This is a genomic window from Lyngbya sp. CCY1209 (assembly GCF_055795065.1).
The window spans coordinates 1-10,878 of record NZ_JAYFER010000419.1 but is presented as its reverse complement, the minus strand read 5'-3'; the positions used below and the strand labels follow the sequence as shown (position 1 = coordinate 10,878).

Here is a 10,878-nt window from a genome sequence, read left to right as displayed (position 1 = left end):
CTAAAAGTGTCAAAAATTTGCTATCATTATTAATATATAGCAATCAGAAACCATTTGTAAAATTGTCTAGCCCCCAAACCCCCAATACTGGGGGCTTTGAGTCGATCAATTTTTCACGAATCATTTCACACTGCTATAGAAGAAACTTTGAATACCTGCGGTGACAGCCATGCGTTTCCTCAACCCCAAAACCGATTTTGCCTTTAAAAAAATCTTCGGTTCCCAACAGAGTAAACCGATTTTGATCGATTTCCTCAACGCCCTCCTCTACGAGGGGCGAACCGTCATCGAAGATTTGGAAATTATCGACCCGTACCAAGCCCCGCAACTTCAAGGGATGAAAGACACCTTCCGGGATGTCAAAGCCCGCATCACGGGCAATAAAACGGTCATCATTGAAATGCAAGTTCTCAACGTTTTGGGATTCAAAAAACGGGTGCTTTATAACTTATGCAAAGCCTTTTCAATGCAACTGGATTCGGGACAAGGTTACGACCAAGTGAATCCGGTGATAGCGTTAACAATTACCGATTTTGAGATGTTTCCAGACCGTCCCAAAGTCATTTCCCATTATCAATTAAAAGAGCGAGAAGATGCAACGGATTATTCCGAAGATGACGATATCAAACTGGTGTTTGTGGAGTTACCGAAATTAAAAAAACCCCTCGAACAGTTGGAAACGGTGACGGATAAATGGATTTATTTTCTCAAAGAAGCGGGAAGTTTAGAAATCATCCCCGAGAATTTAAACGAACCGGCCACATTGGAACGGGCGTTTCAAATTGCCCAGTTGAGTTTGTTAAGTCGGGAAGAGTTAGATATTTTTGAACGCAAACAGCTTTTCCTACAAGACAGCCGCAATGCCATATTGAAAGCGGAACAGGATGCTTTACAGCAAGGTATGCAGCGAGGAATACAGCAGGGATTGCAACAAGGATTGCAAGAAGGATTGCAGCAGGGAGAGAAGCAAAAAGCCGAAGCGATCGCGCGATCGCTCCTCGATATTTTACCCATCGAAACCATCAGCCAGACGACGGGACTCAGCGTAGAAGAAATCCGGCAATTGAGATAATAATTTTGGGAGGAACCCACCGGGACGGCGACCCTCGCCCAGGAAAGGCCAAATCGAGCGATCGCACCGTATTCTGCTTTGCGCTGCTATATAATCATTTTTAGAGTCTTACTCAATCCATATCATGGCTAAAGACCTATTTCATGATGCCGTGAAAAATGCCTTAGAAAAAGGAGGTTGGCTCATTACCGATGACCCCCTAGAAATCAAGACCGGTGGTGCTACCGTAAAAATTGACCTGGGAGCCGAACAAATCCTAGCCGCAGAACGAGATAACGAGAAGATTGCCGTTGAAATCAAAAGCTTTCTTGGCTCCTCTAACATTTATGAATTTCACTCAGCCGTAGGGCAGTTCATAACCTATCGAATTGCCTTACAAGTCGAACAGCCAGAACGCACTCTTTATCTAGCCGTTCCCCTAGATATCTACCAACAATTCTTCTCTCTTCCATTTGTACAACTCGTTGTCGATCGGTGTGAAATTGCGTTAATTATTTATGATGCCGTTGAAGAGGTGATTTCAGAATGGAAAAAATAGAGCGCTATCGTTCCTATATCCAAGAACTTTTAACCGAACACGCCAAACCGTTTAAATCGGAGGGTGAAGCCCAAACGGAACTGATTTTTGATCTCCAACGCGACCATTATCAAGTCGTGCATACGGGCTGGAAAAACCGCAGACCTCAGTATGGATGTACTTTACACTTGTCGATTAGGAAAGACAAAATTTGGATACACCATGATGGAACAGAAATGGGTATCGCCAATCAGCTCGTCGAAAAAGGAGTGCCTAAATCAGATATTGTTTTGGCTTTTCGCGAACCTTTAATGCGTCCCTACACGGGATTTGCTGTTAATTAATTGGCAAGGTGGGCAATGCCTACCCGACTGAACCGGCTCGATATCTTACCCATCTAAACTATCAGCCAGACGACGGGACTCAGCGTGGAAGAAATCCAGCAATTGAGGGAATAATTTTGGGAGGAACCCGTCAGGACGGCGACCCTCGCCCAGGAAAGGCCAAATCGAGCGATCGCCACCCGAACCCTCACCCCCGAACCCTTCCACACCGACAGTGCCTCCCAACCGCCCCAAGTCGTCCCCATTCCCGACAATCCGACCCTGATCGCCCCCGCTGACTGGCTTTCACCCCCAAACTGGGGAACTTTACACCACCGTCAACGAACGGAATGGACTCGGGGATGATTGAGTCCCCGACTATCTGGCCCGCCTGCAATTTGGCAAATTTTACGGTTGGCTTTATGCTTATTTAAATTGATGATTGTCAATTCTTCCCGATTCCCGATTCCCGACTCCCAACTCTCTCTAATTGGCTGTGAATGAATATATTTATCAAGTTGGTGGCAGTCTTCCGACTGACCATTTTAGTTACGTCGAACGTCAGGCGGATGGCGAACTTTACGAAGCCCTGACGCGGGGCGAGTTTTGTTATGTTTTCAATGCCCGACAGATGGGAAAATCCTCCTTGATGGTGCGATCGCGGCACCGTCTCGAAGCCGATGGGGTGAGATGCGTCACCCTGGACATGACCCAGGTGGGCGGGGAAATGATCACGCCGGCACAGTGGTACAAAGGGGTGGTTGTCAACCTGTGGTTCGGTCTGAAACTTCGCAAGCAATTTGATTATAAAAAATGGTGGTCTGAGACGGAGGGGCTGTCCCTCATCCAGCGGTTGAACCAGTTTATCTTTGAAGGGGTTTTGAGTCAATTTGAAGGGGAAAATATTGTCATATTTGTCGATGAAATTGATAGCTTATTGGGGTTGGATTTTCCCACGGATGATTTCTTTGCTTTCATCCGATTTTGCTACAATCAGCGGGCGACCAATGGGGCTTACAACCGCCTCACGTTTGCCCTGTTCGGCGTGGCGACTCCGGCCGACCTGATCCGCGATCGCACCCGCACCCCCTTCAACATCGGCACCGCCATCAAACTCTCCGGATTCACCGTCGAAGAAGCCGAACCTTTAGCCGTGGGTTTGGAGGCTAAATTCGGCTGCGGAAAAGCCCTGCTTCGAGAGATTATCCGATGGACGGAAGGACAGCCATTTTTGACGCAAAAAATTTGCAAATTGATGATGCATTTCGTCCCCCAAACGGAAACCCACGGAAAATTACAAGGATTAGAAGCATTTTGGATCGAATCGATCGTCCACCGCCACATCATCGATCGCTGGGAATCCCAAGACGAACCGGAACACCTCAGAACCATCCGCAATCGCCTCTTTTACTATCCGCAATTCACCGGAAGATTGCTGAGTTTGTATCAACAAATTTTACATTTAAATTCCATCAAAGCGGACGACTCCCGAGAACAGATCGAACTCCTCCTCTCGGGATTGGTCGTCGAACAAGATGGCAAACTGAGCGTTAAAAATCCCATTTACAAAGCCATTTTTAATGAAACCTGGGTGCAGCAGCAACTCACCCAACTCCGACCCTATTCCCAAACCTTTGAGGCCTGGATTCACTCCGGAAAAACCGACCCCTCCCGACTGCTGCGGGGGCAGGCGTTGAAAGATGCCCAGCAGTGGACCCAGGGCAAAAGTTTGAGCGATGCGGACTATCAATTTTTGGCTGCTTCCGTCGATCGCGATCGCCAAGAAGTCCAACACGCCCTGGAAGCCGAACGGGCAAAAGCGATCGAAGTTAAACTCCTCGCCGAACAACAAAAGCGCCTCCAAGAAAAGAAAAATGCTCGACTACAGCGGCTGTTGTTGGGGGCCGTTAGTGGCGCCTTTATCATCACATTTGCCCTCGGTTTGGCGACCTTTTGGCAGTACCGAAAAGCCAAAATCAGCGAAATTAAAGCCCTCACCCAATCCTCGGAAAGTCTCCTCGCCCTCGACAAACCCCTGGAAGCCCTTTTACAAGCCATCAAAGCGACGCGATCGCTCCAAACCCTGCGATGGTCCGACCCCGAAATCAAGTCGGAAGTGCAATCGGTCCTCTGGCAAACCACCTACAGCATTCAAGAAGTCAACCGATTTTCGGGACACACCAGTTCAGTTATTGACGTTAACTTCAGTCCCGACGGTCGCCTGATCGCCTCTGCCAGCCAAGATCGGACGGTCAAACTCTGGAAGCCAGACGGCGAATTATTCGCGACCCTCGCCGGGTACGAAGATGAATCCTTTCGCTTCAATTTCAGTGCCGACGGTCGCTTTATCGGCACTTCCGGCCGGGATGGAACCATCAAAATCTGGCAAATTCATGCCACAAGTGCGACGCAATTGGCTTCCTGGAGAGCCCACAAACAATCCACCATGACGGTGGCCATCAGCCCGGACAATCGCACCGTAGCATCCGTTAGCATCGACGGAGAGGCAAAATTATGGACGATGGAGGGAAAATTACTCAAAACCCTGGCCACACCGGGGGAAGAACTTCGGGAAGTCATCTACAGTCCGGATGGTAAGCTGTTGGCGATCGGGGGTGGGGAGTTGGAGAACAATAGCTTGATTCAACTGTGGACTGCGGACGGGACGCTATTGAAAACCCTCAAGGAACATGAAGATCAGGTGATGGCGATCGCATTTAGTCCCGACGGCCGGCGGATGGTGTCCGCGAGTCGCGACAACACCCTCAAGATCTGGAATTTGCAAGGGGAAGTCCTACAAACCCTCGTCGGCCACGAGGATGGCGTTTGGGATGTTGCTTTCAGTCCGGACGGGGAATATATCGCCTCTGCCGGTCGCGACCAAACTGTTCGGCTGTGGAAAAAAAGCCGGGTGGACGGAACCTATCACGCCGACCAAGTTTTTTACGGCCACGAAGGAGAGGTGGCGGGGGTGTCCTTCAGTCCGGACGGCCAGACGGTGGTATCGGGTAGCTGGGACCGGACGGTGAGACTCTGGAAGACCCGCCACCCCCTGATGGTCAGCTATCAGGCCCATGCGGATGAGGTCTGGGATGTGGTGTTCAGTCCCATCTCGGACGCGATCGCTTCGTCCTCCGCTGACTTCACGATCAAATGGTGGAACCGGGAAGGAGATCTCCTGCAAACCTTGACGGGACATACCGGAAGGGTCAATAAACTGGCTTTCAGTCCGGACGGAAAATGGTTGGCGTCCACCTCCAATGACGCGAGTGCCAAACTCTGGCGGACGGACTTTGAAATTCCGGGATCGGATGCCGCCGAGAAAACCTTCGCCGGACATCAAGGGGGGGTTTGGGGCGTTGACTTTACCCCCGACGGCCGACAACTGGTCACGGCGAGTTGGGACAATACCGTGATTCTGTGGAACCTTGACGGGCAGATCGAACATTCCTTCGACGAACACGGCGGGGGAGTTTGGGGCGTTGATGTGCGATCGGATGGGGAGATGATCGCTTCTAGCGGCCACGATAATACGATCAAACTCTGGCGTTTGGATGGGACTTTGATCGACAGCCTCACCGGACACCGGGACGGGATCTGGACTTTGGAATTCAGTCCTGACGGCAATTATATCGCCTCCGGAAGCCGCGATCGCACCGTCAACTTGTGGCAACTGAACTCAACCGGAGACAGCTACAATTGGGATCGAACCCTATTCGGCCACCGGGGGAATGTGATTGAAGTTGCCTTCAGTCCGGATGGTCAGATGATCGCTTCCGCCAGCGACGATCGCACGGTGGGAATCTGGAATTTGCAGGGCGATCGCATTCGCCAGTTGGGGGGACATCGCAGTTTGGTGAGAACGGTTGAGTTTAGCCCCGATGGCACAATTCTCGCTTCGGGCGATCGCGATGGAACGATCATTCTGTGGAATATCAACCCCATCCTGAACCTCGACACCCTCGAATATGCCTGTGATTGGGTGCGGGATTACCTGCGGCATAATGCCCGGTTAGAAGAGAGCGATCGTCGGCTTTGCAATTGATAATTGATAATTGATAATTGATAATTATAAAAATTGGCGATCGGGGGGGGTTGACGGGGGCGGGGATTTTTGATAAAATTGAAGTATCTTCTTCATAATGGGAGTGGTTGCGAAAATAAAATTTTTGTCACTATTTCCATTATGAGACAATCATAGCACGGCGGAAGTTTTAAATCAAACAATTCGGCAAAATTTAAATTTTTTTTTATATTTTGGGGATGCCGAAAAGCGATCGTCTGAGACAATAGAGCAGTGTGAAGTCATTCTGAAACAGATCTGGCCCCCAAACCCCCAATTCTGGGGGCTTTGACCCTGTAGTTTTCACTGATCATTTCACATTGCTATATTGCTAGATTTGGGGAACTTGCCGATGGATTTACCGTCTTTTTTGTGGCTGTGGAAGATCGCGGCTTGGTCGATGGGGCTTTCGGTCACGGCCTACCTGTTGCTGGCGGTGACGGGGGGTTGGATGTTCTACTCCCGCAAGACGAAACAACCCCGTCCCTCCGGACTGCGAACGACCCATTATATTGTCGGCGGCACGATGGTGGCGTTGGTGTTATTATTGCTGGCGATCGGCATTGTGGGCACCCTGGGACAGTACGGAAACCTCGGCCACTCGGTCCACCTCCCGGCGGGGTTGACGGTGGTGGGTTTAGTGTTGCTGTCTGCCTGGAGTGCCACCCAAATCGGGCCGAAAAAACCCTGGGCGCGATCGCTCCACATCAGTACCAATATCGTGTTATTCTTAGGTTTTGCGATCGTCTCCCTCTCCGGCTGGGTCGTGGTGCAGAAATATCTACCTTGACCGAAGCGATCGGCTAAAATAAGTTCATATCCATTCGTTGTAGCGCTTTAGCGCCTTTCTCTGGGGGGCTAAAGCCCAACAACTGTGAAAATCCGTTGTAGCGCTTCGGTGCCTTTCTCTGGGGGGCTGAAGCCCAACAACTCACTGATATTTAATCATGAAAAAGTATCTGATATTGGGGAGTGCTTTAATTTTATTTTTATCCCTCCCCGTTAGTTGTACAATTCCCGAGAACGAACCCGAACAATTGGGGGCGGGCGATCGCGCCGTCGCCCAAGAACAGAATCAAAATTTAGATCGGCTATTTCCCCCCGATGCCACCCTCGAAAAAGTGGCGGAGGGGTTCAAATTTATCGAGGGACCCGTCTGGCATTCGGACGGATTTTTGCTGTTCAGCGACATTCCCGCCGACCGGATTTATCGGTGGAAACCCGACGGGGAATTGACCGTATTTCGACAGCCCTCCGGCAAAGCCAACGGCAACGCCCTCGACGACCAAAATCGGTTGATTACCGGCGAACACGATAACCGTCGCGTCTCCCGCACCGAAGCGGACGGAACGATCATGACTCTCGCCGATCGCTACAATGGAAAACGCCTCAACAGCCCCAACGATCTCGCCCTCCACTCCGACGGCAGCATCTATTTCACCGATCCGCCCTATGGCATCAAATCGGAACAGGAAGAATTGGGATTTTACGGAATTTATCGCCTCGCCCCGGACGGAGAATTGACCTTACTCAACGATGAGATGATCCGCCCCAACGGCATCACTTTTTCCCCGGACGAATCCCAACTTTATGTCAACGATTCCCAGGAGGGATACATCCAAGTTTTTGACGTGGGAGAAGATGGCACGTTGGCGAATGGGAGACGCTTTGCGGAACTCAAAGATCCGGATCTCTCTGGTGTCCCTGATGGCATGAAAGTGGACGGTGAGGGTAATATTTACAGTACCGGACCTGGCGGCGTGTGGATATTTTCGCCGGACGGGGAGCGACTGGGTATTATCAGAGTGCCGGAAACCGCCGCCAATTTGGCTTGGGGCGATCGCGATCGCCGCACCCTTTACATCACCGCAACGTCTGGATTGTATCGAATTCGTCTGAATCGGGAGTAGAGAATGGGGAGTCGGGAGTCGGTATTAGGGAATGGGGAATAGGGAATAGGAAATCGGGAATCGGGAATGGGGAATAGGGAATGGACGAATGCCAGGGAGTCCCTACTTTTTTTGTGTGGGGAAAGTGCGATCGCATCCTCAACCGTTCCGGGAAGTGGTACAACTGATTGAAGTGATCGATGGGGTGCGATGCTCGAATCCGGCCCGATCCCACATTTTCAAATTTTAGGAACTTCCCACCTCGCGCATTTTTTTCATGAACGGCAACAGTTTCGGACGCTTGTGGATTTTGACGCTCACGCTTTCCGCCATCGGGGGGATCTTGTTGCCGTTGGGGGCGATCGCGACACCCGGCCCGAATCCAGACACCTGGAACCAACTTCAACAATACAGCCAGGAAGGACGAAAACAGAAATCCCGACAGTCCCAAGTCACCTCGGTTTCCCAACTCTCGGACGTCCAACCGACGGACTGGGCTTTTGAAGCGTTACAATCCTTGGTGGAACGGTTCGGCTGTATCGCGGGCTATCCCGACGGGACCTTCAAGGGAAATCGATCGCTGAGTCGGTACGAATTCGCCGCCGGAGTCTACGCCTGTGTTGATCGCATCGAGGAATTGATCGAAGCCGGAACCCGCGATCGTGTCACCCAAGCCGAATTACTGGCCCTCAAACGACTGCAAAACGAATTTGCGGCGGAATTGGCCCTGTTGCGGGGCGATATGCGGGGTATCGATGTCCGCCTCGACGAAATAGACGACAATCAATTTTCCGTCACCACCAAACTGCGGGGGGAGGCGATTTTCGCCCTCACCGATGCCTTCGGGGAAGATACCGGATCGGATCAAACTGTCTGGCAAAACCGAGTCCGCCTCGACTTCAACACCAGTTTCACCGGACGGGATCTGTTACTCACCCGCCTGGAAAGTGGGGACGCCGAACCCTTCAACGGGGGCGTCATCGGCCAGGGCACCCAGACATTTAATATAACGGACGATACCGATAACTCCGTGCGGTTGGCGAGATTATTGTACCAGTTCCCCGTCGGCGATCGCCTCAATTTCACCCTCGCCGCTAAGGGTGCCACCTGGGATGATTTCGTCCCCACCCTCAACCCCTACCTCGACGACTACGACGGCGGAAACGGTTCGCTGAGTGCCTTCGGACAGCGGAACCCCATCTACCGCCTCGGGGGAGGCACCGGGATCGGGATTAACTATCAGTTCGGCGATCGCAGTTTTGCCAGCATTTTCGGCCCCACTTCTCTATCCGTGGGCTATTTGGCCGCCGGCGCCGGGGATGCAACGGCGGGGACGGGACTATTCAACGGCGATTTTTCGGTTCTGGCCCAACTGACCGTCACCCCGGCGGATACGGTTCAATTCGCCCTCACTTATAATTACACCTATTCCACTCCGGGAAATTTCGGTTTCGATAACGGAGAGCAAAATGGCCCCGTATTCGATCGCACCACCGGAGAAGTCCGTATCGACGCCTTCAACGGCTATGCGGGCACCGGTATTGCTAACTCCCTCTACGGTTTGACGGAGGGGCTCAATCCCGCCGGTATCGCCGCCCCGGTTTCGAGCAACTCCTACGGGGTACAATTGGCTTGGCAAATTAGCCCCCGAGTGATTTTGGGCGCCTGGGGGGGCTACACCGCAGCCCGGGCGATCGGGGTGGGGGACGGCCAAATTTGGAATTATGCCCTGACGTTGGGACTCCCGGATTTGTTTCGGGAAGGGAGTTTGGGCGGCATCGTCGTGGGACGGGAACCGTACCTGGCCCATCTGGACGGGGAGTCGGGACGGGGCCTTCCCAACGATGGGTCCTGGCATTTTGAGGCGTTTTACCGATATCAGTTGACTGACTATCTGTCCATCACCCCTGGTATCATTTGGATAACCAACCCCAACCAGAGCGATCGCAATGATGACCTGGCGATCGGAACCGTGAGAACGACCTTTGCATTTTAGGGGGGGTGCGATATTTTTGAGTGATTTGTCATCGGATATACAGACATTGGTTACAATGAATTGTATACCAACGGTTGCGATCGGGGATCGGCGGCATTCAGCGATCCCCGACGGCCGTAACCGCCCCCGTCACCCCGGGAAAGTCATGGGGATCAATAAAAACTTTACAAATCGTAAGGAAGATTTCGGGCAAATTCACAAATTCCTCATCTTTTCTCTTTAAGCTGTGAAGACAGATAGAGATGAAAGATTTTAGAAGGAAGGTTTAACGATGTCTCAAGTCTTCGATTCCGTTCCCTCGGCTTATACCAATACAATTTTGTGCTACTACAATAATTCCACCACCCAACTACAGACCCTGCGCGTGACCAACATCCCCGGGTGGTACTTCGAGCGGATCGTGTTTCCGGGCGAACGGTTGCTGTTTGAAGCCGTCTCGGAAGCCCAACTCGAAATTTACCCCGGCTGTCGGGTGATTCAAAATTTGGCCCGGTTAGTCCCCTGCTGGCAACTGGCGGTCCAAGAGAGCGAACCGGCGAAATCGAAAACCGCCGTCTGCTCCGCATGAGTTTGAACTCTCCTTTCCCTTCCCTTCCAGTTTCCGCCAGTCTGATCGCAATCGTCGAGTTGGGTGAAATAATATCTGATGAGTAACTGTCCTTGTTGTTCGACCCCCTTGCTCCCCCACATCCGCCACGGCAAAGTCCACTGGTTTTGTCCCTCCTGTTGGCAAGATATGCCCAACTTCTCAACCCTCCAACAGGCGATCGCCGATGCCCACCACCGACAAAAACGGGCCGCTCTCCCCGATATCTCGGATTTTACCCTGAAAAGCGACCCAGTAGAATTGGGGGTGTAGGGGATAATTAACAATTAACAATTAACAATTAACAATTAATAATTGTTAATTTATTCCTGGGTGCCTCTATACTGGGGAGGGTAGTGCGATTCGTTCAGGAACGAAATAGGGCTGAAATGCCCGAAATAACTTCCTGGTAAGGCTTTCATCCCTCTGGAT

General features: G+C 51.6%; 10 protein-coding genes. 9 read left to right on the top strand and 1 reads right to left on the bottom strand.

The genetic code is table 11. The features are described 5' to 3' along the window. The first annotated feature begins 169 nt into the window (after positions 1-169). The 3 genes from AC0QHF_RS12630 to AC0QHF_RS12620 all read left to right on the top strand — a co-directional run bounded on the left by AC0QHF_RS12630 (position 170) and on the right by AC0QHF_RS12620 (position 1,933). Positions 170-1,072, top strand: a complete 903-nt coding sequence (locus AC0QHF_RS12630; RefSeq protein ID WP_324704598.1) for an Rpn family recombination-promoting nuclease/putative transposase — start codon at positions 170-172, stop codon at positions 1,070-1,072. A gap of 124 nt (positions 1,073-1,196) precedes the next feature. Continuing rightward, on the top strand, positions 1,197-1,610 hold the full coding sequence (locus AC0QHF_RS12625) for a XisH family protein (protein ID WP_324704573.1): 414 nt from the start codon (positions 1,197-1,199) through the stop codon (positions 1,608-1,610). Continuing rightward, on the top strand, positions 1,598-1,933 hold the full coding sequence (locus tag AC0QHF_RS12620; protein WP_324704572.1) for a XisI protein: 336 nt from the start codon (positions 1,598-1,600) through the stop codon (positions 1,931-1,933). The genes AC0QHF_RS12625 and AC0QHF_RS12620 overlap by 13 nt, the downstream gene beginning before the upstream one ends. A 53-nt stretch (positions 1,934-1,986) precedes the next feature. Here the strand turns inward: AC0QHF_RS12620 and AC0QHF_RS12615 are convergent, their stop codons facing one another. Continuing rightward, positions 1,987-2,178: a hypothetical protein gene (locus AC0QHF_RS12615; protein ID WP_324704571.1), complete on the bottom strand. Its 192-nt coding sequence runs from the start codon at positions 2,176-2,178 to the stop codon at positions 1,987-1,989. A gap of 230 nt (positions 2,179-2,408) precedes the next feature. On the opposite strand from AC0QHF_RS12615, the gene AC0QHF_RS12610 reads away from it, so the two are divergent. The 6 genes from AC0QHF_RS12610 to AC0QHF_RS12585 all read left to right on the top strand — a co-directional run bounded on the left by AC0QHF_RS12610 (position 2,409) and on the right by AC0QHF_RS12585 (position 10,719). Then, on the top strand, positions 2,409-5,957 hold the full coding sequence (locus AC0QHF_RS12610; RefSeq protein ID WP_324704570.1) for a WD40 domain-containing protein: 3,549 nt from the start codon (positions 2,409-2,411) through the stop codon (positions 5,955-5,957). A gap of 370 nt (positions 5,958-6,327) precedes the next feature. After that, a complete protein-coding gene (locus AC0QHF_RS12605; RefSeq protein ID WP_324704569.1) occupies positions 6,328-6,765 on the top strand; it encodes a DUF4079 domain-containing protein in 438 nt (145 codons plus the stop codon). A gap of 157 nt (positions 6,766-6,922) precedes the next feature. Further along, positions 6,923-7,885, top strand: coding sequence for an SMP-30/gluconolactonase/LRE family protein (locus tag AC0QHF_RS12600; protein WP_324704568.1), 963 nt, complete (start codon positions 6,923-6,925; stop codon positions 7,883-7,885). A 256-nt stretch (positions 7,886-8,141) separates the two neighbouring features. Beyond that, entirely contained in the window at positions 8,142-9,860 is a 1,719-nt protein-coding gene (locus AC0QHF_RS12595; protein ID WP_324704567.1) for an iron uptake porin, read from the top strand. A gap of 271 nt (positions 9,861-10,131) precedes the next feature. Then, positions 10,132-10,428 (top strand): DUF1830 domain-containing protein, encoded by a 297-nt coding sequence (locus AC0QHF_RS12590; RefSeq protein WP_324704566.1) that lies wholly within the window; start codon positions 10,132-10,134, stop codon positions 10,426-10,428. A gap of 78 nt (positions 10,429-10,506) precedes the next feature. Further along, the gene (locus tag AC0QHF_RS12585) at positions 10,507-10,719 is read left to right on the top strand and encodes a hypothetical protein (protein ID WP_324704565.1); all 213 of its coding nucleotides are present in this window, start codon (positions 10,507-10,509) and stop codon (positions 10,717-10,719) included. The last annotated feature ends 159 nt before the right edge of the window (positions 10,720-10,878 follow it).

What these genes read in the sequence shown, in the direction of transcription:
- AC0QHF_RS12630 (WP_324704598.1), top strand. Translation starts at nt 170, where the DNA reads ATGCGTTTCCTCAACCCCAAAACCGATTTTGCCTTTAAAAAAATCTTC.
- AC0QHF_RS12625 (WP_324704573.1), top strand. Translation starts at nt 1,197, where the DNA reads ATGGCTAAAGACCTATTTCATGATGCCGTGAAAAATGCCTTAGAAAAA.
- AC0QHF_RS12620 (WP_324704572.1), top strand. Translation starts at nt 1,598, where the DNA reads ATGGAAAAAATAGAGCGCTATCGTTCCTATATCCAAGAACTTTTAACC.
- AC0QHF_RS12615 (WP_324704571.1), bottom strand. Translation starts at nt 2,178, where the DNA reads ATGGGGACGACTTGGGGCGGTTGGGAGGCACTGTCGGTGTGGAAGGGT.
- AC0QHF_RS12605 (WP_324704569.1), top strand. Translation starts at nt 6,328, where the DNA reads ATGGATTTACCGTCTTTTTTGTGGCTGTGGAAGATCGCGGCTTGGTCG.
- AC0QHF_RS12600 (WP_324704568.1), top strand. Translation starts at nt 6,923, where the DNA reads ATGAAAAAGTATCTGATATTGGGGAGTGCTTTAATTTTATTTTTATCC.
- AC0QHF_RS12595 (WP_324704567.1), top strand. Translation starts at nt 8,142, where the DNA reads ATGAACGGCAACAGTTTCGGACGCTTGTGGATTTTGACGCTCACGCTT.
- AC0QHF_RS12590 (WP_324704566.1), top strand. Translation starts at nt 10,132, where the DNA reads ATGTCTCAAGTCTTCGATTCCGTTCCCTCGGCTTATACCAATACAATT.
- AC0QHF_RS12585 (WP_324704565.1), top strand. Translation starts at nt 10,507, where the DNA reads ATGAGTAACTGTCCTTGTTGTTCGACCCCCTTGCTCCCCCACATCCGC.